At 45.3% G+C, this 24948-nt stretch carries 37 protein-coding genes and 1 pseudogene; 13 read left to right on the top strand and 25 right to left on the bottom strand.

Going from position 1 to position 24948, the window contains the following annotated elements; genetic code table 11:
- Positions 1 to 12: 12 nt before the first annotated feature.
- From TY09_RS09515 to TY09_RS09490, 6 genes are all read left to right on the top strand, one after another.
- A complete protein-coding gene (locus TY09_RS09515; protein ID WP_411918479.1) occupies positions 13 to 588 on the top strand; it encodes a metallophosphoesterase in 576 nt (191 codons plus the stop codon).
- 23 nt (positions 589 to 611) lie between these two features.
- Complete coding sequence (locus TY09_RS09510) at positions 612 to 869, top strand: DUF7736 domain-containing protein (protein WP_042433569.1); 258 nt, start codon at positions 612 to 614, stop codon at positions 867 to 869.
- A gap of 14 nt (positions 870 to 883) precedes the next feature.
- Entirely contained in the window at positions 884 to 1165 is a 282-nt protein-coding gene (locus TY09_RS09505; RefSeq protein WP_081759642.1) for a DUF4314 domain-containing protein, read from the top strand.
- Positions 1166 to 1177: 12 nt separating this feature from the next.
- Complete coding sequence (locus tag TY09_RS09500; protein WP_042433563.1) at positions 1178 to 1741, top strand: hypothetical protein; 564 nt, start codon at positions 1178 to 1180, stop codon at positions 1739 to 1741.
- 58 nt (positions 1742 to 1799) lie between these two features.
- Positions 1800 to 2378 (top strand): hypothetical protein, encoded by a 579-nt coding sequence (locus TY09_RS09495; RefSeq protein ID WP_042433561.1) that lies wholly within the window; start codon positions 1800 to 1802, stop codon positions 2376 to 2378.
- Between the two features lie 83 nt (positions 2379 to 2461).
- A complete protein-coding gene (locus TY09_RS09490; RefSeq protein ID WP_042433558.1) occupies positions 2462 to 3361 on the top strand; it encodes a DUF1016 N-terminal domain-containing protein in 900 nt (299 codons plus the stop codon).
- Positions 3362 to 3881: 520 nt separating this feature from the next.
- Here the strand turns inward: TY09_RS09490 and TY09_RS09485 are convergent.
- The 11 genes from TY09_RS09485 to TY09_RS09435 form a co-directional block, all read right to left on the bottom strand.
- Entirely contained in the window at positions 3882 to 4286 is a 405-nt protein-coding gene (locus TY09_RS09485) for an arsenate reductase ArsC (protein ID WP_042433554.1), read from the bottom strand.
- 10 nt (positions 4287 to 4296) lie between these two features.
- The gene (arsA, locus tag TY09_RS09480; RefSeq protein WP_042433552.1) at positions 4297 to 6033 is read right to left on the bottom strand and encodes an arsenical pump-driving ATPase; all 1737 of its coding nucleotides are present in this window, start codon (positions 6031 to 6033) and stop codon (positions 4297 to 4299) included.
- The gene (gene arsD, locus TY09_RS09475) at positions 6033 to 6428 is read right to left on the bottom strand and encodes an arsenite efflux transporter metallochaperone ArsD (RefSeq protein ID WP_042433549.1); all 396 of its coding nucleotides are present in this window, start codon (positions 6426 to 6428) and stop codon (positions 6033 to 6035) included. Before arsD ends, arsA begins: the two co-directional genes overlap by 1 nt.
- A 47-nt stretch (positions 6429 to 6475) precedes the next feature.
- Entirely contained in the window at positions 6476 to 6823 is a 348-nt protein-coding gene (locus tag TY09_RS09470; RefSeq protein ID WP_009061396.1) for an ArsR/SmtB family transcription factor, read from the bottom strand.
- Between the two features lie 135 nt (positions 6824 to 6958).
- Positions 6959 to 8404 (bottom strand): leucine-rich repeat protein, encoded by a 1446-nt coding sequence (locus TY09_RS17615; protein WP_052335591.1) that lies wholly within the window; start codon positions 8402 to 8404, stop codon positions 6959 to 6961.
- Between the two features lie 150 nt (positions 8405 to 8554).
- Positions 8555 to 9022, bottom strand: a complete 468-nt coding sequence (locus TY09_RS09460) for a hypothetical protein (protein WP_042433546.1) — start codon at positions 9020 to 9022, stop codon at positions 8555 to 8557.
- Between the two features lie 4 nt (positions 9023 to 9026).
- Positions 9027 to 10172 carry a hypothetical protein gene (locus TY09_RS09455; RefSeq protein ID WP_042433543.1) on the bottom strand — a complete coding sequence of 382 codons (1146 nt, stop codon included), beginning with the start codon at positions 10170 to 10172 and terminating at the stop codon, positions 9027 to 9029.
- Between the two features lie 90 nt (positions 10173 to 10262).
- Positions 10263 to 10721: a phage holin family protein gene (locus tag TY09_RS09450; RefSeq protein ID WP_081759640.1), complete on the bottom strand. Its 459-nt coding sequence runs from the start codon at positions 10719 to 10721 to the stop codon at positions 10263 to 10265.
- Between the two features lie 347 nt (positions 10722 to 11068).
- Complete coding sequence (locus TY09_RS09445; protein WP_042433540.1) at positions 11069 to 11449, bottom strand: hypothetical protein; 381 nt, start codon at positions 11447 to 11449, stop codon at positions 11069 to 11071.
- A 234-nt stretch (positions 11450 to 11683) separates the two neighbouring features.
- Positions 11684 to 12022 (bottom strand): hypothetical protein, encoded by a 339-nt coding sequence (locus TY09_RS09440; RefSeq protein ID WP_042433537.1) that lies wholly within the window; start codon positions 12020 to 12022, stop codon positions 11684 to 11686.
- Between the two features lie 49 nt (positions 12023 to 12071).
- The gene (locus TY09_RS09435; protein ID WP_242841471.1) at positions 12072 to 12671 is read right to left on the bottom strand and encodes a site-specific DNA-methyltransferase; all 600 of its coding nucleotides are present in this window, start codon (positions 12669 to 12671) and stop codon (positions 12072 to 12074) included.
- Between the two features lie 387 nt (positions 12672 to 13058).
- Here TY09_RS09435 and TY09_RS09430 point away from each other — a divergent pair, with 387 nt between their 5' ends.
- Positions 13059 to 13598, top strand: a complete 540-nt coding sequence (locus TY09_RS09430; protein WP_042433535.1) for a YcxB family protein — start codon at positions 13059 to 13061, stop codon at positions 13596 to 13598.
- 5 nt (positions 13599 to 13603) lie between these two features.
- On the opposite strand, the gene TY09_RS09425 is transcribed toward TY09_RS09430, so the two are convergent.
- Positions 13604 to 13858 (bottom strand): hypothetical protein, encoded by a 255-nt coding sequence (locus TY09_RS09425; protein ID WP_187119600.1) that lies wholly within the window; start codon positions 13856 to 13858, stop codon positions 13604 to 13606.
- Between the two features lie 68 nt (positions 13859 to 13926).
- Complete coding sequence (locus TY09_RS18930; protein WP_276325295.1) at positions 13927 to 14058, bottom strand: hypothetical protein; 132 nt, start codon at positions 14056 to 14058, stop codon at positions 13927 to 13929.
- 128 nt (positions 14059 to 14186) lie between these two features.
- On the opposite strand from TY09_RS18930, the gene TY09_RS09420 reads away from it, so the two are divergent.
- Positions 14187 to 14735: an NADPH-dependent FMN reductase gene (locus tag TY09_RS09420; protein WP_042433530.1), complete on the top strand. Its 549-nt coding sequence runs from the start codon at positions 14187 to 14189 to the stop codon at positions 14733 to 14735.
- A 23-nt stretch (positions 14736 to 14758) separates the two neighbouring features.
- Here TY09_RS09420 and TY09_RS09415 read toward each other — a convergent pair whose 3' ends face one another.
- Entirely contained in the window at positions 14759 to 15193 is a 435-nt protein-coding gene (locus TY09_RS09415; RefSeq protein ID WP_042433527.1) for a hypothetical protein, read from the bottom strand.
- A 72-nt stretch (positions 15194 to 15265) separates the two neighbouring features.
- Here TY09_RS09415 and TY09_RS09410 point away from each other — a divergent pair, with 72 nt between their 5' ends.
- Positions 15266 to 15694: a hypothetical protein gene (locus tag TY09_RS09410; RefSeq protein WP_042433523.1), complete on the top strand. Its 429-nt coding sequence runs from the start codon at positions 15266 to 15268 to the stop codon at positions 15692 to 15694.
- A gap of 29 nt (positions 15695 to 15723) precedes the next feature.
- Here TY09_RS09410 and TY09_RS09405 read toward each other — a convergent pair whose 3' ends face one another.
- From TY09_RS09405 to TY09_RS09360, 9 genes and pseudogenes are all read right to left on the bottom strand, one after another.
- Positions 15724 to 16137 carry a RusA family crossover junction endodeoxyribonuclease gene (locus TY09_RS09405; RefSeq protein WP_042433520.1) on the bottom strand — a complete coding sequence of 138 codons (414 nt, stop codon included), beginning with the start codon at positions 16135 to 16137 and terminating at the stop codon, positions 15724 to 15726.
- On the bottom strand, positions 16124 to 16642 hold the full coding sequence (locus tag TY09_RS09400) for a J domain-containing protein (protein WP_242841470.1): 519 nt from the start codon (positions 16640 to 16642) through the stop codon (positions 16124 to 16126). The genes TY09_RS09405 and TY09_RS09400 overlap by 14 nt, the downstream gene beginning before the upstream one ends.
- Complete coding sequence (locus tag TY09_RS09395) at positions 16639 to 17475, bottom strand: DnaD domain protein (protein WP_042433517.1); 837 nt, start codon at positions 17473 to 17475, stop codon at positions 16639 to 16641. Before TY09_RS09395 ends, TY09_RS09400 begins: the two co-directional genes overlap by 4 nt.
- Before the next feature lie 80 nt (positions 17476 to 17555).
- Positions 17556 to 18320 (bottom strand): annotated as a pseudogene (locus TY09_RS09390) (recombinase RecT); the annotation flags it as partial.
- A gap of 114 nt (positions 18321 to 18434) precedes the next feature.
- Positions 18435 to 18809 carry a hypothetical protein gene (locus TY09_RS09380; protein ID WP_147584642.1) on the bottom strand — a complete coding sequence of 125 codons (375 nt, stop codon included), beginning with the start codon at positions 18807 to 18809 and terminating at the stop codon, positions 18435 to 18437.
- Between the two features lie 32 nt (positions 18810 to 18841).
- Positions 18842 to 19294 carry a YqaJ viral recombinase family protein gene (locus tag TY09_RS17935; protein WP_242841473.1) on the bottom strand — a complete coding sequence of 151 codons (453 nt, stop codon included), beginning with the start codon at positions 19292 to 19294 and terminating at the stop codon, positions 18842 to 18844.
- 80 nt (positions 19295 to 19374) lie between these two features.
- Complete coding sequence (locus TY09_RS18335) at positions 19375 to 19545, bottom strand: hypothetical protein (protein ID WP_157037048.1); 171 nt, start codon at positions 19543 to 19545, stop codon at positions 19375 to 19377.
- Positions 19542 to 19889, bottom strand: a complete 348-nt coding sequence (locus tag TY09_RS09365; RefSeq protein ID WP_052335588.1) for a sporulation initiation factor Spo0A C-terminal domain-containing protein — start codon at positions 19887 to 19889, stop codon at positions 19542 to 19544. Before TY09_RS09365 ends, TY09_RS18335 begins: the two co-directional genes overlap by 4 nt.
- Before the next feature lie 418 nt (positions 19890 to 20307).
- The gene (locus tag TY09_RS09360; protein ID WP_042433504.1) at positions 20308 to 20562 is read right to left on the bottom strand and encodes an AbrB/MazE/SpoVT family DNA-binding domain-containing protein; all 255 of its coding nucleotides are present in this window, start codon (positions 20560 to 20562) and stop codon (positions 20308 to 20310) included.
- A gap of 669 nt (positions 20563 to 21231) precedes the next feature.
- On the opposite strand from TY09_RS09360, the gene TY09_RS09355 reads away from it, so the two are divergent.
- From TY09_RS09355 to TY09_RS09345, 4 genes are all read left to right on the top strand, one after another.
- Positions 21232 to 21597, top strand: coding sequence for a hypothetical protein (locus tag TY09_RS09355; protein ID WP_042433501.1), 366 nt, complete (start codon positions 21232 to 21234; stop codon positions 21595 to 21597).
- Between the two features lie 36 nt (positions 21598 to 21633).
- Positions 21634 to 21825, top strand: a complete 192-nt coding sequence (locus tag TY09_RS09350; protein ID WP_042433498.1) for a hypothetical protein — start codon at positions 21634 to 21636, stop codon at positions 21823 to 21825.
- 81 nt (positions 21826 to 21906) lie between these two features.
- A complete protein-coding gene (locus tag TY09_RS18330) occupies positions 21907 to 22293 on the top strand; it encodes a hypothetical protein (RefSeq protein ID WP_147584640.1) in 387 nt (128 codons plus the stop codon).
- A gap of 143 nt (positions 22294 to 22436) precedes the next feature.
- On the top strand, positions 22437 to 22688 hold the full coding sequence (locus TY09_RS09345) for a hypothetical protein (protein ID WP_042433495.1): 252 nt from the start codon (positions 22437 to 22439) through the stop codon (positions 22686 to 22688).
- A 304-nt stretch (positions 22689 to 22992) separates the two neighbouring features.
- On the opposite strand, the gene TY09_RS09340 is transcribed toward TY09_RS09345, so the two are convergent.
- Positions 22993 to 23352, bottom strand: coding sequence for a hypothetical protein (locus tag TY09_RS09340; RefSeq protein WP_042433492.1), 360 nt, complete (start codon positions 23350 to 23352; stop codon positions 22993 to 22995).
- 330 nt (positions 23353 to 23682) lie between these two features.
- The coding region (locus TY09_RS09335) for a SulP family inorganic anion transporter (RefSeq protein ID WP_042433489.1) at positions 23683 to 24948 on the bottom strand (1266 nt) is incomplete at its 5' end.

Genomic DNA, 24948 nt, shown 5'->3' with positions numbered 1-24948 from the left:
GCAGGGTAGAGCCTGTGCCGGGATGACTATATTATTGTCTGCGGCGATTTTGGGATATGGGATGAAACACCCCAATCGAACCGGGATCTGGACTGGCTGAACAATCAGCCGTTCACCACGCTGTTTATAGACGGCAACCACGAAAACTTTGACCTGCTGAACCGTTTTCCGACCATGAAATGGAAGGGCGGCGCTGTCTCCCACGATATCAGCGCAGGCATACTAAAGACGGACGATCCCGACTTCCTGTATCGCAAGCAGGTACTGGACAGACACAAAGCGCTGTACCGTATCAACCATATTTCATGGTGGAAAGAGGAACTGCCCTGCGATGAGGAATACGAAACGGCCCTGAAGAATCTGGAGAACGCCGGCTGGCATGTGGACTGCATCCTGACCCACTGCGGTCCCGACAGCATTGCGGCACAGGTATGCCATCCCTACAAGCCGGACCGTCTGACCGGCTTCTTGGAAACGGTCAAACGCCGGTGCAGCTTCGACTATTGGTTTTTCGGGCACCACCATGACAACCGCACTATTGAGGGACGATTCATTCTGCAATGGGAGCAGATGGTGGAAATACAATGAGGAAACATATGGAGGAAAAGAGTATGACGCCGAGAGAAGCGATTGCCAAGACTGAAAGCCTCTGGTACGAGGGGAAATCCCCACAGGAAATTGTGGAGTTTCAATTATATGAAGATCGGCTTTGCATGCCTCTGGAGCTTTATCAGGAAGCGGTGGAGAAAGTGCTGGGCCGACCCGTGTTCACCCATGAATACAAAGAGCCTGAAAAGCTGATAGCCGAATATGAGGCTATCAAGGCTGCGGACGGCAGCCAATCAAAACAGGGCCATGAGATGGCCTGATAGGAGGAATCGTGATGTTTATGGACCACAAGCAGGTACAACGTATCAAGGAGCAATACCCGCAGGGAACCCGCATCCGTTTGATTGGAATGGATGACCCCTATGCCCCCATTCTGCCCGGTACGGAGGGAACGGTGAATGTTGTGGATGACATTGGAACGCTTCACTGTACATTTGACAATGGGCGCACTCTCGGCGTCATTCCAGGCGAGGACAGCTTTTCCGTGATCTCGCGCCCGGAACAAACCGAACTGCAGGAAAGTGAATCCGAGCAGTTCGGCATGAAAATGGAATGAGGGTGAAATAGAATGGAAGAAAAAGATTTGCGGGCGGTCTATATAGACCGCCTGAACGCTATGCTTCCGACAGTGGAGTTCGCAAAGCTGGACCACTCCTGCAATTCGGATGATTTCAGCTATGCCAAAGAGATACTGAAACGGATGCATGACCTTTGCATTGACGTATACGGCACGGAATATTTCGACGACTACACCTATGAAATCGTTGATCTTCCCGCTGTCATTCGAGGCCGCAGCACCGGCCATATCGGGTTGGGCATCGTAACCCTTGATCTGGAGTCCTCCGGCGAGCATTGGGGAACCTTCTTTTTGACGCCCAAGGGCGTCATTGAACAAGGAGGCGAACATATCTCGGCCGCAGAGTCCAAGTACCTGTCAACCGTATATATTCCTTACGAATACTGGTACACCGTCCCTGTCGAGGGGGATATTCATGTGGATTTCGACAATGTCCCGTGGAGGGTGCAGGATCTTCTGAACCATTGCTCTCCGGAACAGCCGGAAATGGAAAAGGACGGCCAGCAGGCGGATGATCCCAATTCAAATCAGCAAAACGGTCCGGCTATGAATTAGTCCCGCATTACTCCCACTTATAACTTTTCAAACTACAGGAAACGAATGGAGGAACGATATGAAGCATATTACAACAGACGAACTCCGTACCATGACAGACCGTGAGGGGCTTGTTATCCAGGGCTGTGGCGGTGACCTCTCGGAATGGGTAAAGGGCATCAATGAACTGCTGACTCAGGAGGGCATCCTGCAAAACGGCGATACGTTCAAAGATGTTTCCGTCTTTGAGCATAACGGCTGTACCAATCTGCTGTTGTCAATGGAAAATATGGATCTGGACATAGGAAAGCTCGCCATGTGGCGGCTGCAGAGCCATGCAACCTTTGGCGGCACCTGGCTGAGTGATTATCTCCCCAACCGGCTGGGTGTCGATATGAACGGGCCGCCTGTTCAAAAGGAAAAACCCGATTGCGCCCTCATCGGGCAGGACGGCAATATTTTCAATCTGATGGGCATCGCCACCCGAACATTGAAGGAAAACGGACTTGGGGATCAGGCAAAAGAAATGCGGGAGCGGATCACCGCCAGCGGCAGCTATGACAACGCGCTTTGCATCATCGGAGAATATGTCAACATCACCTTTGTCGAAGATGCCCAGGAGCAGGACTGCGGCTTTGAAATGGAGCAAAGCTACTGATACCCTCTTAAAATATCACCGGCAGAGCTGATTCTGCCGGGTACATAAAAACAGGCTTACAACGAGCCGGAAAGGAGAAGCCCATGAAATCACTGAAAAATGATAGTCCCCTCTATATGGAACAGATCGCATCTGCCATAATCGCTTGCTACGAAAGCTATGACAAGCCATCCAACCAATCTCTGATGGAGCTTTATACCCTGATCGGCCGATGCATCTGCCGCCAGGGGGAAAAAGCCTTTGTCGCTCACTTGGCCGAAACCCTCGCCATCCGGTTCCCATTGCTGAAAGGCTTCTCCCTTCGCAATCTCCGCAGGATGCGTGACTTTTACCGCACCTACGCAAACGAACCGGCTCTCATGGAAAAAGCGCAGTCTCTGAGCTGGACGCAAAACGCCGTTATACTGGAGTGCTGCGAAAGCGATGAGCAGCGCTCTTTTTATATTGACCTTGCGGCAGCACAGAATCTTTCCAAGCTGGCCCTCATGAAAGCCATTCAGGAAAATGCCTTTGATATTTTATATAATGAAGAAAGTCCTGCTGAAAACACTGAACCCGATATTACCCCTGTAAGCGATATATCGTCCAATACGGGCGTAGACACTACAGCAACCGTTGAAACGGCGTGTGCGCCGTTTGTGCCAGCGTGTGAACCGCTCCGCCAAGGAGTTGATATGCCCAGCAGAACGGGCAGCTTATCTACCGCGGTCTCCCCATGGAGAGGGTGCAACCGGCAGGCTAAACGCAAAGCAGATGACGATCCGCCTCCGCTCAGTTTCATCAATCACCATTCACCTGATCCTTCACCTCGTGTATTGTGGTTTGAGAAGCTGAAACCACCGCAAAACTTTCCGCCCGGTATGCGACCTCGAATGGAAAATCTCTGGGAGCTTTTTATAAGCGCAATAAAACAAAACACCCCCGCCGAATTGACGAGGGCAGTTTTGCGCCGGAACAACTTGTGTCTTTGCACATTATTATAATCCGCAGAGCCAGGATCGAGGCTCACCGAATACAAAGCGCCTCTCTGCATTCGACACCACAAGCATATATAGTTTGCAAAAAAATGTCAACAGGTTCTCCTTCGGCATAACTGCTGAACAACTACCAATAATTTTGGATAAGGCCGTGAGTTGCTTATATTAGATTTTCCTGATATAATATTAAAAGTCTTTATTAGGGTCTACAGTTTTATCCTCAGAGGTAAAACTGCTGCTTGATTTTTTAACGGATCGCCATTTTTTACGGGGGGTTCGAGAAATTTTTTTTCCACGGTTTTCACAAACGAAAAACCGCATGGTTACTGGAAAATCCAGTATTCATGCGGTTTTTTCATGTCTATAAAGTCTTTTTTATCGGACTTTAGAATTACTTAAAATACAAATATCCATTACAAAATGCAACACATGCAACACGAAATACAACATGAAAAACGCCCTCATTCCTGGCCGGGAGATGAGGGCGCTACTTTTTATGCTCTGCTCCAAACAATCATCCAGGCCTTTATGTTTCTTTGGACGAAATCAATTTTAATGCAAGCTCTTTGATTTTTTCTTCTATTGCTCCAATGGTGCTAACAAACTCCTCATCACTTTTTCCCGTCGGGTCATCCAACCCCCAATCCATCCTGTGCTTACAGGGGAGATAGGGACAATCGACATTACAACCCATTGTAACAACCATATCAATCGGTGGAAGTTCTGAAAGCAGCTTTGAACGCTGTGTCTTTTCCATGTCAATCCCGTAAAGCTGTTTCATCAGGCGAACTGCATCCTGATTGATTTGCGGCTTTGTTTCTGTTCCTGCCGAATAGCTTTCAAATACATCGCCGGCAAGATGTTTGCCCAATGCCTCTGCAATTTGGCTGCGGCAAGAATTGTGGATACAGATAAATGCGACTTTAACCATATTTATCCCCTTAAAGAGTTAACAGGCGATCGCCTTTGATCTCATCGGCACTCCACGCGATCATTGCAAATTGACCATGTGCATGTGCATCAATACGGTTGAGCCATTCTACTTCGTTTGATGCTTTTGCCGCCAGCATGGGGTTGGTGGTGTTCGTACCATAAAGGGATTGATTGATTACCCACCATCTTGCAGCAATCCCCGCCCGCTTCAAATCGTCTTCCAAACGTAACGCCTCATAGAAGGGGGTTGCTTCGGGCAAAGTCACAATGACAACCTCGGTCTCATTGGATTTCAACCGGGGCAACAACCGCTTTACCGATTCAGAGATTTCACCCTTGGTACGCTCGATTTCGTGGTTGTAGCTCTGCGTAGATTCCAGTAAAAGAAGGGTGTGACCTGTGGGCGCTGTGTCGATTACTACCACTTGATCGTTGGCCTTTTCCACCACCTCCGCAAAGGCACGGAATACGGCGATTTCCTGTGTGCAGGGAGAACGCAGATCCTCCTCCACATAGGAAATATCTTCATCGCTCATGCCCGAAGCGCGCGCCTTAAAAAGTACCTCAGATTGATACTTTTTCAGTTCCTCGGCCTCGTCAATATGACTCATGGAAACGCCGCTCGTTTCATCCAGCACAAATTTAAGATGTGCGGCGGGATCAGTGGTGGTGAGGTGGACTCTCTTTCCGCGCTTTGCAAGTCCCAGCGCAACAGCAGCGGCAACAGTAGTTTTACCTACACCGCCCTTACCCATTGTGAAAATAACACGCTTCCCGTCTGCCGCCAGTTCATCTATCACGTCGTTCAACGAAGGGATACCGGCAGCGTTCAACGTTTCCGTGTGCGCGGTAACATGGTCGGTATTCAGCAGGGCGCGCACATTAGAAAGTCCCGTGACATTATATGCCCGCAACGGCACAATATAGAGCGAAAGCGCTTGTAGGCTTTCAGGCATCGCAGTGAGAGCAGTCTGCTGCTTTTCATATAAGCTGGAAGATAAGGCATCACTGTGCTCCGTCAGTACGCCGTTGACAACCAATATTTGATTGTGAACGCCCAACGCAGAAAGCTCACCGGAAGCCCGTTCTGCCTCCTTGAACGGTGCAGTTTCGGGGCGGGTGACGAGAATCAGCGTGGTCAGGTTTCTGTTTGCCAGTGTTTCCACAGCCTGTTTGTAAATTGCTTTCTTGCTTTCTAAGCCGGAAAGCTGGCCCAAGCAGGACGCGCCATGTGTGCTTTCGCTGATGAAATTACTCCACGCAGATGGAAGCTGGAGCATCCGCAGCGTGTGGCCCGTAGGGGCCGTGTCGAAAATAATATAGTCGTATTCCTGTTGTGCTTTACCGTCTGTAATAAAGCTGGAAAACTCGTTAAAAGCTGCTATTTCCACAGTACAGGAGCCGGAAAGCTGCTCTTCCATATTGACGATGACCGACTCGGGCAGTTTGCCGCGATAGGGTGCTATCACACTTTCCCGGTACTCGGCCGCAGCCTGTATGGGATCAAGGTTCGCCACGACCAGATTCGGTATGTCGGGGATGGGCGTTCCCTTGTTCGTCAGTTTCATCGAAAATACATCCTGTAAGTTGGAGGCAGGGTCGGTACTAATCAGCAATACCCGTTTTCCGCTGTCTGCAAGAGATACGGCAGTAGCACAGGCGATGCTGGTTTTACCAACACCGCCTTTTCCGGTAAAAAAGAGGTATTTAGTCAAGGGGACCGTCAAGGGATGAAAAAGCTCCATCAGCAGCAACCTCCCTTACAATCGCAGCCGCCAGACTTCTTCCTGGTGATTTTTACTTTTGCAGCCTCGCTCTGTTTTGTCAGCATACCTTCAGGAAGATCGAGCAGCTTCGTAAATTCTTCATTGGTGGGGTATCGGCCTGTAATCACAATTTTGCTATCTACCACAACGGCGGGCAAGCCTTCCGGCCCTTTGGTATTGATATAAGCGTTAATCGTTTGATCGGTGATAAACTCCCTCGGTGCACTACTAAGATTGAAGCGTTCTACTTTTACCCCGCGTTTTTTCAGTGTGTCCAGCACAGTGGAAATACGCAGCAGTTCAGGATCGACGCCCACTCCGCAAAGTCCAGTAGGGCAACACATGGCCGGTTCAAATATTTTCATTTTCTTCATAACAGCAACTCCATTCTAGATTCAGTTTTCAGGCTTTGCAGTAGAAATTAAGAGGTTTTTTGCTCGTTTTCATCACAGCCTTTGCAGCAATCGATGTTTTCTTTGCAAATGCAATTTTCCTTATCAGATGTGATATGACAGAAAAATTGCTTTGTTTTACTGATGGTATCCGCATTCAGCGAATAGTACGTCCATTTGCCTTCCTCTCTGCTTTTGACAAGTCCACACTCGCACAGAAGTTTCATGTGATGAGACAGTGTGGATTGGGACATCTCAAACTTCTCTAAAATCATGCAAGCACAAAGCTCCCCGCAGGAGAGCATATCTATAATCATTGCTCTTTTGGTTTCTCCCAGCGCTTTAAACACCTTTGTATAATCCGAATAGTTTTCCATATCGGTTCCTCACATTCATAAACTTCGATATGAATATTATATGTATCAAATCGATAAACGTCAATATAAATTGAAATTAAAATAAAAAAGTCCCCCGTAGCCGGAGTAAATCCGGTTACGGGGGATCGTTTCTTTTTAATTAAAGTAGGTAGTCTGACGGCAGGCTACGCCATGCTGCTTAACGCCCTTTGCTACTTCCAACTTAATGGAGGCGTGGGTGATTTCCGTTTTTCCGTCTTTGGGATTGTAAATCGTGAAAGTAATATAGGTCGTTCCCGGCCGCAAAGCGGTAACACGGTAATTCCCGTTCGGAAGCTGCCGCACTGACGCGATACCGTCGCGGGAAGAGGTCATCCGGCGTGTTTTGGAGGCCGCGTTCCCCAGCAATGTTACGCCTATGTCGTAAATATTTCCGGGAGCCATCGTATAGGTTTTGGTATCCATCATAACCGCCGAACTGTAAATATGTCCGTTATAATCGGGATTAAAAACCGGAGGCGCTTCGGTTCCCGCCAAGCAAAACCGGTATTGGCCCGGATATTTTTCTAAATATTTCTCTGCCGCGGTGCCTTTGTAACCCCAGATGATAAAACGATTGTCGGGGTTATAAGGATCTAAAGCCCAGACATCGGTTAAATGAAAACCGATTGTTTTCACGCTTGCGGGAATTAAAATGCTTTTGATCGAATTACATCCGGTCAGCAGATCGTTTCCAATACTTACTACCGTATTGGGAATGTTTACCTCCTGCAATCGGATACAATATGAAAGTACAGAGTTACCTATACTTGTAACACCGGCAGGGATCGAAACTTTTGTTAAGCTTTCGCAGAAATAGAAAAGCTGATCTTCTATTTTTCTTAGATTTTTAGATAGAGTGATACTCTTTAAATTCGAACAGTCCGAGAAAGCTTGCCTTTCAATGACAGTTACGCTGTCGGGAATTGTGACACTTAGCAAACCGGTAAACCGAAAAGCTTCTTCTTTTATGGTTGTGACTGTGTTGGGAATTTCTATTCTGCTTACAGCTCTCAGTCCAGAGAAAGCCCCATCGTTAATGACCCTTACCCCTTTGGGAATTTCGATGTAACCAACATCCTCGTCCGTATAACGGTACAAAATATCCCCGGCCATAATAAAGGGGTTGGGATTACTCACATACCAAAGAGTTTCATTCAAAGCCCCCGCTCCAACAGATTGCAGTGATTTGGGGAACTTTATATCCGCCAAATCACTGCAATAGGCAAAGGCGCCTACACCGATACTTGTAACGCCCTCAGGAATGTCTACACTCGTCAATTTCGAGCGTGAAAAAGCCGATGCACCAATACTTTTTAGCCCCTTGGGCAAAATAACCTGCTTAATCGACGTCTGGTAAAACACGTTGTCTCCAATTGCGGTTACGCCTTGCGGGATCGTCACGATCTCATCTGTTCCGTTATATTTTGTGAGCACGCCCTTTGCAATGACAAAATCACTGGCTGAAGCAGCGTTTACTAGTACCGGAAAAGAAAATGCCACAGTACCGAACAAAAGAAGCAGCGCCAGAAAAAACGAACCGGCTTTTTGAACTGTTTTCATAATACCCATCCTCTGATATGTAATATTCCTTTAAAACCATACCTGAAAATCCCGGTAATTACAATGAATAAAATTTACCAACAGTTGAGGATTGGGTTATAAAAAATAAGTCCCCGCCAATTGTGCAGGCAGGGATTCCAGTTAATTATTTTATTTAATAGCTAACATATCACTCAATTTTGTTATCTGTGAGGAATCCGATAGAGTATAAACCTTCCAGCCGTTTTCTATCCGACCTCCTTTGATATCTCCGGAAATCCTTGCTTGATTGTTCTCAACATATATTTGGAGATGAGTTAATTTATCGTCTGAATAGCGGATTAGAAAATATGCACCTCCGCCTCCACTGGAATCTTTTTGTTCTTCTTCCTTTTGGTAATCACTTTTCAAATCAATTTGAGATAAGAAATTACAAATTGATTTAATTTGCGTAGAGTCTTGAATTGTTGTTTGAAGTCCGCCGCCTTCACTCGTTCCTATACTGGAAATATCAGATTCAGATAGATTGATAATTTCCTTTAATGGAACCGTAGAAGTCTTTTGGGCACCACATCCTGCTGAAAAAAGAACGGTGCTAATACATATAAGCACCAGCAAAAATCTTGTCTTTCGCATCATAAAGTTACCACCTGTAATACCAAATATTTTTAATACTGCTAGAATATGCTGTTACATTATAAAAATGGGAATAGTCTGTTGTCCATTGATCCCCGACTCGCATATAGTTTCCATCCGATGTTTCTTGATATCCTACTCCTGAAAAACTATGGTGGCCGTCTCTACCATCATTTTGATAATGCCTTAATTCCGCATTTACACATGTGAAGTTCCCATTATCAATTTGAGTTTTATACCAATTCCAATCTAAACCATTTTTATAATCCGAGCCTTTAGGTGCAGTACATGCATACGTAGAACAATAAGAAGAAATTCCATTGTATCCATCATACCAGTCTGTTTCGCCATTGGCATTTGTATTCATAGTAACTTTTAATCTTCCAAACGTTTGCGTTAAAGCAGGAACATCATAAGAATTATACAAACTAGGAATTCCCCTGCACTCAGTCCAATACTTTAAAAGATTTAAACCAAAAACTACAGTACAAGCTGTATTTCCATACATCTGCATTGTTACAGGCTGATACCCCGACTTCCATAGATTGGGAACGGATACCGATGTATAAATAATTTGTTTAGTTGAAATCTCTGATTTCTGTTTTTGAACACTGGCAGCTATGCTTTCTTCTTTTTCTTTTACTGCTTGTTGGAACTTAGATTTTTGATCAGTTACATTAGTTCTATTTTTAACTGTATAAAGTTCGGTGCCACTTTGCAGCAAATACTCATCCATGCCTACGGGGATAAGCTTTGAACGCCCTAAATCAGTCTCTTTTGTCACCTTTTCCCCTTGAATAGTATAAACATTATTATAACCAAATTCAACTATTACCGGCTCATTTGCTGACGTGTCATACACTATGTAACCAGTTGATTTACCATTGGTTGAGAGGTTCAAAATGTACCCGTTTATATTGTTGTCCAAATCATAAGTAGGTATAGATTCATCTACTACAGTATCTTTATTCCAGGAGCAAGTTGAATCATTCGCATAACTAGATTGAATAAATCTGGAAATTTTAGTAATTGGTAGTGAACCTTGAGCTTTGTCTTCAAGTATCCCTTTTGCCGCAGATGCAGAAATAGTATTACTAGAAACAATCAACAAAACAGCCATGATACTGGCTAAAAGCTTATTTCTTCTTTTCATATTTACCCCTATTTTTCATTTTTAAAAATCATATCATAAAAATAAAAACGGCGCACTGGAATGATTTTTCGGTGCACCGCCTCATCATTTTTATTCGTTGTTTTCAGCTTTACTCTTAATCACCGCAAAAGCATTTTTGACCGCATCCGGCATTGGGACCCCCATGATGCCGAGATTCTCAATCACCGAAAAGCCTTCATTGGCGATGAAGAATAGAATCACTGCCGTGCGCAGATACCCGCCGGTATTTGCAACGACGTCAAGCTGCACCGCAACGTAAACCACCAGCAGCACACTCATTTTTCGGAGCAGGCCCTTGAGGCTGGCATTGCTCTCGAAAGTACCGTCTGCGGTCTTTTGGAATTTGTGCCAGATCAAGGCAATCAGGATGCCCAGCAGATAATCCACAGCCATGATGCCGATCAAAAACTGTAAGCTGGTATCCCAGCCGCCCAAGGCAGAAAGAATAGCGGCGCCGGCCGCGGAAAATACGGTCAGTACCGAAATATGCATCGATTTTGCAGATAAAGCCCAATCTTTGCATTGCACTCTGCCCACCTCCAAACAAAAAGGACGGCCCGGAACGGGTCTCTAATCCTTTTTATGACATTCTTCAGCAGCATTCTAACACCGAACATTGACAAGCATTATCCTGCAATCATAGTATGCATCATACTCTGATACTCGAAAGGGGGAACAAACATGTGCTGGTTGATCCCGGTTATAGCTCTTGCAGGATGCGGCTCCCGGCGCGGCTGTGGCCGTTGCTGTGGCTGCTGTCGTAGATGTTGGTGATAGGTTGTGGCGTCCGTTATGGACGCCACATTACATAAAAGGACGCCCGCTTACACCACGACGACCTTTTTTGTTTGCCGGTCTTTTCCGGTTATCAGCGTTTATTCTATACCTAGGCGGCTCATTTTACTTTTCAAAAACTCTACAACAGCCGCACGTTTAAAAACAATGAATTTATAATTTTCACCCTGACGTGTTAATATACAAAAACAAGAAATAATACCAAGCAGTGCTCTTTTTCTAAGAACTTCGCTCATATCGCAATAATCTATTTTTATTGTTGGATCACCCAAAGTAGTTGTAAAAACAATACCTTTTTCATCAAAATACAAAAAACCCGAATCAGGATTAATTATCAGCGGGATATGAGTTGCAGCAATTTTTTTGTCAGTATAATTTTCCATACCTATAATTTTAGACCCCCACTCAATATTAATACTGTTCATAGCCTGATTATAACAAAAAACCTGCCGCCATAGCAATTTCAGTTTTTACCACCTATTTCTTTATAGCGCATATCTGCCCCACAGTGCATTACCACGGGGCAATCTCAGAAAGGAGTCCCGGCGATACCGGAGAATGATGCTCGGCTTTCTTTATTAAGATACTCTTCACAGAACCACTTCTGCTTGTTGGTCATGGCGCTCACCTCTTAAAAATGGGTATGAAAAAGACGACCCATGGGTCGTCTTTTGGAAACTTTCAAAAGGTTTCTATTATACTAGCGCAATCCTGATTTCTAAATCCATATTGGAAAATCGTTTGTGAATCGTTAATTCACTTTCTTCGGTTATGTCATTAAAATTAAGCTTTTCAATATCACTATCATCGAATGCGATAATAAAGCGGTCTTTACCTTTGCCATAAAAATATAGAAAATCAGGGCCATACTGAACGTCAGTCACATCCATTTGGCAGTAAATCGTGGACTCTTCATCAAGGCCAGAACCAGTTTCGTTAATGGAAAAAAGAAGGCTTTTAATTGAGATTTTTTTATAATTGTAAATAGACTGCAATTTTTTAGTTATTTGAACATTTCTTTCAATATTACTCATCACGCAAACATCCCCTTTATTTTGGTAATATTCCATAATATTACAGAAGTCAAGGAGATGGTCTCATGTTTTTGACTCTTTTCGCTGCAGTCTGATAATGCTTCTTATCCCACTCAAATCCGGTATAATTACGGCCAGAATTGATGCAACCGACTGCTGTAGTTTCGCTGCCCATGCAGTTATCGAGCACGATCTCGCCCCGATTTGTATAAGTCTGGATGATGTACTCAAATAGTGCGACGGGCTTTTGCGTTGGGTGCAGACCACGTTCGAACTTGATTCCCAGCAGCTGCCGGGGATAATGCACAACGTAGGTCTCTGTGTCATGGGCCAGGCTGCCATCTATCCGATAAACCGGATCCCCATGCGCAGGCACTGACTTCCTGCGCCGTTTCACCGGCTGGTTCAGGATGATAAGCCCCTGCGGATTGTATGTCGGCCGGTGTTTATAAAACACACAGACTTCTTCCACGCAGCGCAGCGGCTGCTTTTTCGCATTTGCAAACCCGGTCGCCATGTTTTTGTACCAGTACCAGCAATACCGGAACAGCTTTGGCTGACTGCTGATCAGTTGTGTCGTGAACGGCTGGCAAGCCGTCAGGACGATCGCTCCGTTGTCTTTGATGATGCGGGTATATTGCTTCCACAACTGGTCAAAAGGAAGTAAACTGTCCTATCTGCAACCCTGTGATACCATACGGCAAATCACACAGAATCAAATCTATGCTTTTATCTGGGGACATTCCCATCCCGGACACGCAGTCCATATTGAATATTTTATTGGTGTAATCTATGCGGCTCCTTTCTGTCAGACCCGCACGCTCCAAGGCATGAAAAAGTGCCCAGCCATCGGCTGAACGCTTTCCTAAAATTCCGTAATTATATAATACCACACTTTGGCCTGCCGGAACACGCCGATTTCCGCCGGAAGTCGCTGGAAAACGCCGGTATTATAGGGCCATTCATACAAAAGTGCCATAAAATTCCTCTTTCGGACCGAGCTACAATTATGCTATCATTTACCTGAGGTGAGAGTATGGAACTGCAATCTGTTTCAAAAATTGACAAAGATGTTTATCGTAAGTTTTATCGATTTGACGCCTTTAAGAAAACCAGATGGAGAAAAATTCTAATTCCTACAGGTATTGTAGTGACCATTATTGCGTCAATTGAGCTATTTGTAATTATCAATTATACATACGACTTGGATCAGCCGGTAATTCCCTTATTAGCCCTTATGATATTTCTTATGCTTTTTATGGTGGTTTACATGTGGTTCGTAATGCCTTTGATAGGTTACAAACTGTCGGCTAAACTCTATTCTATCGATAATTACTTTACGTGGTATGGGGACCATTTCACGGTAAAAGTAGATTCTGAAGAGCTATCTTCTGTATCTAATTACACGTATGAAGGTTTGCTAAAAGTTTGGGAGTACAACGATTTTCTTTATCTTTACATCACAAATAATCAAGCTCATCTCGTCCCAAAGGATTCCTTTACAAAAGGTACTTGGAACGAATTGAAAGCGGTTTTGATAGATCAGTTAGGAAACCGGTACGAGATTTGTCGTTAAGTGAATCAGCGTATCATTCCCAGAAATGTAGTCTGATCCGCCAGCATCATCAGCTGAAGCAAAGCAACGCGCATACGCTCTCTGGTCTGACTCTCCGAATAATCCACCTTATCCGCAATCTCTTTCCACGATGGCCATCGGAAAGTGCGGCCCCGCCGTTTCGAATCAGGGCTACCCATGTAGGCCAGTTCCAGTATGTACCGGTCGGTTTGATCCAGGCGCCCGAGTGCAAGGCCGAGCCAGTTTCGTTTTTCTTGCAACTCCGCAATCCGGCGGTAGCAATTTATAATTTCATCATCATAATACTTTGCCTGATCCGTCAGCGCCATTATTGGCCGTGCGGCAAATTTATTGTGTTTTTCATCTCTTCGCAGTGACGGATGGTGGCGAACTCCTCATCAATCATTTGTGGGATATCGTAGTAAATTTTAAGCAGCTCTTTCACTTCGTTGACCGTCAAGTGCCATCATCCTTTCGTATTTGTTTGTGATTTGATCATAATGGGGTATTTTGTTGAAACCACTTCTTTTCAAACGGGAAATAATGGAATATAATATAAATAATTAATTATTGAAAGGGTGATTCAATATGAGTGAAAAAACAATCGGTGTATTCGTAGGAAGTACCAGAAAAGATTCTTTTAGCAAGAAAATTGCTCAAAATGTTATCGATCTTTTCCCAGAAGGATTCAATGCGCAAATTATCGATATTGGAAATCTTGAACTATATAATCAAGACTATGACGACATGCCGCCGACCTCTTGGGTGAAGTTCAGAGAGGCGGTGGGGAAACTCGACGCTTTCTTATTTGTTACGCCGGAACATAATCGTTCTGTGCCTGCGGCGTTGAAAAACGCGATTGATATTGGTTCTCGCCCTTACGGGAAAAGCGTATGGAATGCAAAGCCCGGTGCGGTGATTAGCGTATCTCCGGGCAATTTAAGTGCTTTTGGAGCAAATCACCATTTACGTCAATCTTTGATGTTTTTAAATATCTACACCATGCAGCAGCCCGAAGCGTATATCGGAAATGTAACGGATATTTTAGGGCCCAATGGTGAAATCACTTCCGAAAATACTAAATCGTTTCTAAAAAGCTACGTTGATTCTTTTGTAACTTGGATAAACCACTTCTAAATTCAACTAATGCGGCTCCTGCTTTATGGCAGGGGCTGTTTTCCTTTCACCTCCTGTGCCTGCTGGATGTAATATTTCATAAGTCTCTCAACTTGGCGCTGGTCGACGCTGTGGGTTTCGATCGATAACTTTAGTGCTTTTCGCATCTGCTCCAGCGTCAGCGGATTGTTTTCGACGTGGTGATCTTTATACTCATACAAAGCAGTAAGTATCAGTTGTGCGTAAGTGTCGCAGGGGCATTCTGCTATATTTTCGTACAGCCGAATCACACGGTCGATCTCAGACAAATAAGGCTTGTTTTCCGGGACGGGGCGGCGGTTCAACTTTTCTTCCAACGCTTCTATGGCTTCATCCACATCTGACGGCCAAAGTGTTTTATAAGGCATTCCGCGCCGCACCGCGCGCAACCGGTCTAAAGCATCTGCTGTTTCAAAACCGTTTGGTTTTAATTCATTCATCTTATTCTCCTTTCCGCTTCGCATACTTTTGAGTTAAAAAGTTACACTAAAACCAAAGCGAGGTAATAAGACATGATGCATGATATCGAATTGCTACAATATGTGTATAAAACTACAGATATGGGTTGCAAAGGCATTGAATCCGTGGAAAACTACATTCAAAGCACGGCACTAAAAGATAAGCTCAAAAATCAAAAAGTTGAATATCAAAAGCTTCGTGATCAGGCTAAAGACTTGCTTGCAGCAAGGAACGAACAGCCTAAGGGTGTGAGTCCAATTGCGGAAGCTTCCGCTGACGTCATGGCTGCTGGCAAGATGATTACTAACCACACAGACTCAAAGATTGCAGAAATGACTATTCAAGGGAACCAAATGGGCGTTAATAAGACAATAAAGCATCTGCATGATTACAGTGGAACCAATGATACTGTCCGCACTTTAACCCAAAAACTATTAGCCACAGAAGAAGCAAACGTTGAACAATTGAAAAGTTTTTTATAACTTTGGCCGCCTTTTATTAGGCGGCATTTTTATCGTACCTCCATTATCTTCACAAACGTCCGTGGCGCCTCCGCGTAATACTTCGCAATCTGCGAATCATCCTTGTAAGCCAGATCGTTCAGGGCATCGCAGATGATTTTCACGATGTTGTCACAGTCCGGCTTTTTCGTAGGGCGGATCGTGCCAGCAATCATCTCAGCTTGAGCACGTTTGCTTTTGCTCTTGGGTACCGGATAGCACGCCGTGATCTGGATGGCAAGCTGGGCGCCGTCCGCAAAGCAAAAACTCTGCGCGACCGCTTTAAAGCGGAGCCGTACCAGTTCTTCATAGGCCACAGTCTTATCCGGCGTGTAGGTCAGGCTCGCGCCGTTCTTGGCACGCACCACGCGGGGCCGGGCCTTTCCCTGCGGTGGGCCGGGAATCTCAAAGCTAACTGACTTCATGTTCGAGTGCCTCCTCCAGATACTCCATCGCCTCGTTATAAGCGGCCATCAGTGTCTGAAACTGATCCTTACTGCCGCCGGCGTCCGGATGTGCAGATTTGGCCAGACGCCTGTACCGGCGGGTCACTTCGTCGCGGCCGCCGGGGATCCGCTCATATCCGAGGACTCGGAAACAATCCGGAATTTCTGCGGCTGGTGGCAGGTATTTCATACCGGCCACCCAGGTGCCAAGGTCATAAATTCCACGCTCCACCATGCGTGACAAGTCCTCGAGAGAAAGCACAACCTGTGCAAAAACGTCGTTGCCGTAGCGAACCGACTGACCGTGATTCTTCGCATTCTCGATGCTGTGGGAGAAACGGTACAGCTGGCCCTTGTAGCTGAATTCCACGCAGCAGCTGAACCGATCCCAGTTATAATTATATTTTTCGATCCCCAGCCGGCTCATGACCTTTTCGAGCTTTGACTTGTAATTCTCGGCCGGGGCATATTGCTTGCCTTTCAAGGCGTATCCCTCATTTCTCCGGACATTTTTTCATATTCCTCCAGGTCATAGGTAGGGACTCTTGCGTTTTTCTGCTCAGAGGCTGGCTTTACGCCGTCACGCTTCCACCCCTCCAGGATGGTCTTGATGTAATTCGCACTACGGCCCTTTCCCTTGGCCTCCGCGATAGCCGCCAGAACGGCCGGTTCCGGATATGTTTCGCACAGTTCCCGCAAGATTTCGGTTTCTGCTGCTTTCGGAGGATGGATATTACTTTCAAAACTCACTAAAACGCCACGCAACGCATCCGACGGTTCCGGCGACTCTTCCGCGGCAGGAAAAGGGGTAGGGGGATTAGGATGGTTTGGTTCGGTTAGGTTGGGTTGGGTTATACCCGCGCGCGGGTTAACGGCGTTTTGGAGTGGACTGTCCGCGGGCTGTCCAGGGACATTTTGCGGAAAAGGCAGGGACGCGTCCGGATGATTTGCCGCTCTTCTTGCTCGCCGTTTCCGTTCAGCGTCCTTACGTTTTTCGGTCAGCTTACTGGTATAATCGGACCAATCATGCAACCTGTATTTTCCGCCTCCCAGATCATCCAGCCAACCACATTGCACAAAGGCATTTACAAGGGTGCCGGACTTCTTGATCGGCCAGTCCAAAGCGAGGGCAATACCGGCGTCGTCTATTGTTTTCAGCCCACCATCCTCTTCAGCGCAGCTGAGCCCCCAGGTCCACAAATCAACAAGAATCCCGACTGCTTCCCGACGGCTGATTTTGAGCGCCTGTGCCAAAGCCAAAGTTTTTGGATGCCGCGGCATTTCCTGATGTAATTCAATCCATATACTGTTCAGCACTAATGCGCACCGCCTTCTAATAATACTGTCACCGTCTTGTTAGATCAGAAAATATGCGTTTGAAAACTCCTCTTTTGTCTTCACGACTGTACCTCTCCGGTTTCCGGATTGACCTCCTGCGCTTCCGCCTGAAGCGGTACAGCGTCGGGAAGAGGATCCTCGTCATCGAACTGCCCATGGGCGAGAGCATCTGCAGCGGCTAACGTGCCAGGGTTCGCCCTCTGGTAATCGATAGACATAAGGCACCACTTACCAATCAGGCGACGAAACACGGTTTCCATAGCCATACTGTCGAAATCCTCACGCCAGCCTTTCCCCATATACTGGCCTTTGTGGTTCTTTTTCTCGTGGGTTTCGATCTGCTTTCTGGTCATGTAGATGGTCTTTTCCGTACCGTTGATTAGTCGGTAATAGCCCACCCAGCCGATGATCGGGAGCTTTTCACGTTCCTCATCGTCCTCCACGAAATCCAGCTCGATATCTTCTGTCAGGCGGTTGTAACTCTTCAACTCGCCCTCACGGACATCCACTACATTGATGGTTTTGTACACGCCGGTACGCAGCGCCAGCTGATTCATGCCCTTATAGCCCATAATGAACGATGCTTCTATGCGCTTTCGGATGCTGCCATCCGGATTTTTGACTGTGTTGTTGAACGGGACTATGTAGGCATAGCCGAGGTTCGGATCAATGGGGAGATTGAACGTTGCAACTTTCAGCGCAGACTGTATCACAGTCACCGGCGCATCATAGAAGGCCCGCTGCAAATTGGCGTCTGCGTTTACCAGGGAAACGATGCTGGAAATAAACTGAGGTGTGCGCTCGCCGAGCAGCTCGTTGAATCTTTTTCGTACCCCTCGCTGTCGAGATGCTGCTGATCAAAGTGCTGACGCTCTTTTTTGCAGCATCATTCTGCAGAGAAGATGCTTGCGCCTGTGTTGCTTTCTGAATCGATCCTGTCATTTCTTTTCGCTCCTTATAGAAAATCTCCGAAATGTGGATTCTTTCAAATATAGTCTGAAATCCATTTCGGGATGGTCATTATTGAATTTCTGAAAATTAAATGTTTGTCGGCTCTGTGGTTTCCACTCGATACGGTACCCGCCGCACTCGCCAGTAACATCGTCACCCAGATCTTGCTTTAAAATCTGCTCACAGTGCTCTTTCTCTTTTTGCAGCGCTGCAATCTGATCCTTCAGGTTGAGATAGCTTTGGAGAAGTTCTGACCGATAAAGAGGTTTGACCTCATCATCGCCAGAGCCCGGAAACACAATTCCCAGCGCCTCGCTGGTTGGCGGGAGCCCGTCCACGGGTGGGGGAATATCCGGTATCACATAGATGCTCCAGAAGTCACGCTCCGCCTGCATCAGCGCGTCGATCGCTGCCTGATCCCGTTTAATCGAATGCCCTGGTTCAGAATCAGCACGGCCAGATACAACCGATCCCAGCTGGTAACAGCCAGATAGTGGACGCACCGCACATAGTAATTCTCCGGATACTCGCCGCTCCTGAATTTCTTCAGGTTCATGACGCTGGTGGTTTTGTACTCAAGACCGGCACGTTCGCCGATGACCGCCCGATCGATGTTGGCATGAGCGAAGGGATAATCAGGATTGTGAAACATGGCAGTATGCTGGCGTACACGATTCCCGATAACCTCCGTGAATCGATCGGCAACATACTGTTCGAGGTCCCGGCCTTGCCTCATGGCTTCATTGTCTGCCTGATCCGGAAGGCGACCGATCTTATCCGCCCAGAGCGCATATGGTGTAACATAATGGTTCATTCCAACGATGGCGGCGGCATCACTGCCGCCGATGCTTTTCCGACGTTCGGCAAGCCACTCTTCGTGTGTCAGCTGACCTATGACGACGCCTCCTTATCCTGCTTGACCGGTACCTAGTCGCCGGAGAAAAACCATTCTTCTAGCATAAGAAAAATTTCCTCCCGGGTATCCCCAGGTAGCCCGGAAAGTCGGATACCGCAGCGCTCCGTGGCGTAAGCAGGAGCGTCCTCGGCGGATACATAGCGGCCGTTCTTCGGACCGCTGCCTTTGTATCCTGTGATCATGCCAGGCCCTCCATCCTCAGCTGCTCCACCAGCGCGGCGATGAACTCGGCGTTCGCGGACCGCTTTGCTCGGGCTCCTACAACCGGCCCGAACACACTTGCCAACGTGCTTATATCGCAGCGGTCCCAGCAAATCTCAATCGCATGCCGGATTCCCCGTTCCACTTTTGATGCGGTTGTGCCGTGTGTTTTGGCGATGGACGGGTACAGCCCGGTAGTCATGCTGTAAATCGCTTTGGGATTATGCATGCAGATAGACAGCGCCGACTTTAAGTACTCGTAGCCCACCACATGAGCAGGTACGCCAATCCCCTGCAGGGCAAGAGTAATGTTGTTGATTGACATTGACATTTCACTCCAATCTGCTATAATGCAGTTAAGATGTTTACTTATGCGCCGCATTTGGAATTGCCGTTCCGATGCGGTTTTTTCTTTCTCTTCGAGTTCATCTTGATTCCTCCTATGATATGGGAATTATTTTAATGGAACTTCAGGTTTTTGTGTGCGCAGATGTCACGAACTGGCCTTTTTATGTCATGAATCGATGTTTTTGCCTGTGCATTGCCACTTGACAACATTCATAAATGCTTTCTGTTTAGAGCATTCTGCGTCGCCTCGTCGCCTCGAACGAGTCGTTTGTTCGGCTGCGCAGGTCATTGTACTTGCGTTCCAGCCGGTACACCTCGCCGGCCAGCCGCGCATAAGAGGCCGACAGCAGCGAACAGAAGGTGAACAGTGCGAAAATCAAGGCGTCGTGTATGGCTTAGTGCTCCTTTCTTTGAATTCTCAGATAATCTAGAGGGTCCTTCTCGGAATCCCTAGCCGCTGCTATCAGTGCCTCTTTTAGTTCGCCCGCCGACCATGTGTCTGGCTGGTATTTTTGCAGGATGATTTTGCTACCACCCACAAAAGATTCCAGTGAAGTATCGTCTTCTATGTTCAGGTTCTTTCGAATCTCTTTTGGGATAAAAAAGTGACCCAGCTGATCGATCCTGCGCACAACACCTGTTGCTTTCATGAGCTGACTCCTTTCATTCCGCATTTGGCAAATAATTGCCTAAGGTAATTGACTGTTAAATTAAAAAAAAGAATATTTTTTAGATCGTTTCCAAATTAAAGATGAAAAGTGGTGATAACTATTGAGAACTTAATTAGTTGGCTAAATTCTCCTACTGTCGTCGCCGCAAACACTTTATTTGGAATAATAGGTTTTGCTCTTACCATTTTTGTGGCCTTTAAAACTCGTAGTATTAGCAAAGAACTTGAGCGTATAAAGACTGCGAGAAAATATAATCGTAGCCGATTGTTGTACAGAGAGACCTTTAAAGGCCACCTAGAAACCATTACAAAAGATGAAATATGTGATAGACAATTAGTAAACTTACTAGGAGATTTAGAAGGGTATAAGCATTCTTTTCACTCAATATTTATCCTAGAAGATCGAATAACAATTTTTCGTTTAGAGCGCCATTTGAAAAGGATATATCCTTTGACGATTTTACCTACGTTCTTCACGCCGAAACTCAGGAACTAACTGAAGAAAACAAACAGAAGTTATTAGAAATGGCTAGACTGTTTAAGCTCAGTCAAAAGCAAGACGACAACAAAAAGAAATAAATCGAGGAAAAAGCATGGTCGATCTATCAACAATATATAGCGATTTGAAAGAAAGACAATAAGGCTGTTTATGCAGGATATTGGTTTTGCTGATGCTGCGACGATTGAAGCAGATGGGAAATATGGTATATTTTTAGATTTGTCCTGCTTTGAAAGTATACCTAAGTATAAGGCGATGCTCATCCATGAGCTGGGCCATTGTGCTACCGGCTGCACTCATAAAGTGAGCAGTCCGCTTGATTTGATTGAGAAGCATGAGTACAAGGCTAATAAGTGGGCTATTGAGCGGTACATAACATTTGAAGATCTGCAAATCGCAGTAAAGTACGGGTATACCGAGCGCTGGCAATTGGCCGAGTATTTTGACATGCCGGAGCCGTTTATTCAAAAAGTGCTGGACCTTTATTTTTCTGCACAACAGAGAAAAATGGCATAAGAAGAAATCATACAATTAATTATAGGTGGGTTAAGTATGAATCATGTGCAATTAATGAACATGCCACATTTATCTTGCCGCGGAGAGGCGCAGCGGCAAACAATTATCGAAAATTATGATCTGCTGCAAATTGCATTCAACAAACTTATTAATGGAGATTCCTTTTCCAGTGACGAGGGAGGAAAAGACATTTTTGACCGATATTATATGTTTGAAGCAAAAAGCTAATCTAACCCTGATGACGTTTATGCGATTGTATGTGGCTCTCCTACGGGTCAAGATTTCTTACGTCTTTTAAATATTGATAGTATGCCGCTTTTTAATCCTTTAGTAAGTCACTCTGAAACTCTTCCAACTGATGGTAATAAAAAGTCCGAAGATAAGCAATATATTAAAAAATGGAATCCAGCAATGTATCAGCTTTATAATGCTGATTGCCTTATTCCAATCTGTTGGAAACAAATAATCCGTGGTGGACGCCTCTCTACAAAAGTCAACTGTTTAAAATATTATTATTCTGAGCCCTATTGGTTTAGAGTAAAAACAGTAAATAACGTTATTCAACAAGACTTTAAAAATCGTACTTTAACAGAGATGATCAACGAAGAATTACGTACAACAAATAACATAAGAGAATTTAAATTTGATCTGCTTACACAGATTCTTCAGAAAGAAGGCATTAAATCATTTTTTTAATAAAAAAACCGCCCGCCCCATTGCAGTGGGAACGAGCGGCAGACCAGCCGAAGCCGATACGTATAACGCAAATATATTGTATCAACCCCCGGCCAAAAATCAATAGGCCGGGCATTTTATGTCCGGTTTTAAGAGGATGTTACATGGCAAAAGCAAAAAAATTGCCCAGTGGCAGTTGGCGCGTCCTTGCATATGTCGGCAAAGGAGAGGATGGAAAGCGCCCATACAAGTCTTCTGTTGCTGATAGCAGGAAGGAAGCAGAGTATCTGGCATCAGAGTATGTCCATAAGCGGAAGAAAGAAAACAAAGACGAAAACCTCACTTTTCGACAAGCGTCCGATCAATACATTGAAAGTAAGTCCAATATACTTCCCCCGTCTACGATATGGGGCTAAAGGGATTCAAGATCGCGAAACTCCGAATATTTAAACTGAATGTTTTTTCCATTATCAAAGAAAAACGTGTATGAGAATGTATAACACCCACTGGAGCGGTATTGATTATGATGGTAAGCATCTATTTCGATTCGAGTGACCATATCAAGTGGATATTGGATTGGATACATGATTTAAGCAATTGTATTTCACAATTGAAGTTTTGGTGAGTTCGTAGCGTGAATATATGCCAAAGGCACCAATTACAAAAGATAATACGATAAAGAAGCAGAAATAAACCTCTTATACAATTTTGCTTTCTCACTTAAGTTATTTGCACTTTTCGGTTTATGCTGTTGACCAAATAAAGGACAGATATTACGAGTTTGTTCTCCATAAATAATTCTTTTTTTTCGAAGATTGGTTTCTTTTCTCCGTATTTTACAATCCAAAAACAGAAACTGATGCTGGAAACAACGAGCGTTGGCATCACTAACAAAAGGGAAGAGGTTCCTGCTGTTACAGCAAAAACATGATTGTTTGTAAATGAAGTAAAATAATGTAACAGTTCAGGAATATAAGAAAAACTAAATGATATCGCAATAATAATTAGAAAAAGAAAACAATAAATCAATTTATCCACAACGGATAATGGCGGCATTTTTGGTTTCTTTCGTTTAGGCATATGAATCATCCTAAGTATCATTAAGAAATGGGAATCAATTGTTTCATTATATCATACGGCTCCCATGACCACAATATTGACTGGTCAGACGGTTTCCCGAATCCTGGAACTCAATTAATTATCCGAAAGGTGTCCTAGAATTTAAATGTTTTTAAAACGCATAAAGTATAGATACAGTTGCAAAAGTAAATCGTTCTGAAGATGATCGCTTTCAATCAATCAGTGATTTTAATTGGTGTGCAAAGTGTTGGGAAGAATGGTGTTCATTTGGAACGGAAAAACCTGTGCGGTTTCTATTAAAAATAAAAAGCTTCGATGTGCAGCACTCTTTTATTCTTGTAAATGAGATAAAATAGCGTCCTTTGCGTTGAAATAATAAGAATCAGAGCCCACCACATCTGTAATTCCGGCACGGTCCAGCATATCTTTTACTGTTGGCTGAATACTGGAAAACAAGATGGTAACTCCCTTGTTCTGCTGTTCCCGGCAATAATCCAGCAAAAACGCAACGGCAGAGGTGTCAATAAAAGGTACGCCGCGCATAGACAGAATCAATACATCTGCATCTGCCTGAGTCAGCCCGGTTTCAAGTTGCTCCAGTGAGCCGAAAAAGACGGCGCCGGTAATATAAACTACCTGAATATGACGGCTGGCCTCTATGGGCAACTCTAACCGTTTTGAATCCAGCTCGCTGACAGAAATTTGCAAATTGGAAATATGGATCACAAAGATTGCAATAGAGAATAGCACTCCCACGGCAATGGCAATAGTCAGGTCGAACAGCACAGTGGTCAGCATGGTAATCACAAATTTTGAGATGCCGCCTTTAAATTTATGAATGCATAAATACCGTATGCTTTCCCACTCGTTCATACGCCATGCAGTGACCATTAACACACCCGCAAGAGCCGCCATAGGGATTTGGGACATAAAGGGACTCAGTAAAAACATAGACAACAACAGAACCACGCCTTGTATGATGCCGGTTAATCTACTTTGACAGCCCGATTTAATGGCTACACTGGTTCGGGCAATTGCTGCTGTGGCGGGTACACCTCCAAAAAAGGGAAGTAACAGATTACCCACACCTTGTGCCACCAGTTCCCGGTCGGCATTCATTCGTTCTCCCTTCATACGCCCTGCTGCTGCGCCGCATAACAGGCTTTCAATCATACAAAGTACCGCAATGCTGACTGCAGGCAGTAAAATAACCTCGGGTTCCATCTGCAACAAAGAGGTAAGGGTCAGGCGATTGGTATGTATCAGTGTCTGAGGAATCGCGCCTACGGTCTGCACAGGTAGCTCAAATACCGCAGAAAGCACTGTGGCAGTAATCACCGCAGCCAAAGAGCCTGGCACTCTGGCACCCAATTTTACAGGCCAAAGCATCATCAGTACAATTACAAACAAGCCAATTGCCAGTGAGTACCAATTGGGGGTTACTCCCCTTTGCACCATAGATGCCACACGCTCCAACGCGTTGTTCCCTGTCAGGGTTACCCCAAATAAATTGCCTATCTGTCCCAGTGCAATGATGATGGCAATGCCGGAGGTAAAACCCGAAATAACAGGGGAGGGCAAAAAATACACCAAGTT

This window comes from Faecalispora jeddahensis (genome assembly GCF_000577335.1).
In the GTDB taxonomy this organism is placed as follows: domain Bacteria; phylum Bacillota; class Clostridia; order Oscillospirales; family Acutalibacteraceae; genus Faecalispora; species Faecalispora jeddahensis.
This window is presented reverse-complemented; position numbering and strand designations above follow the sequence as displayed.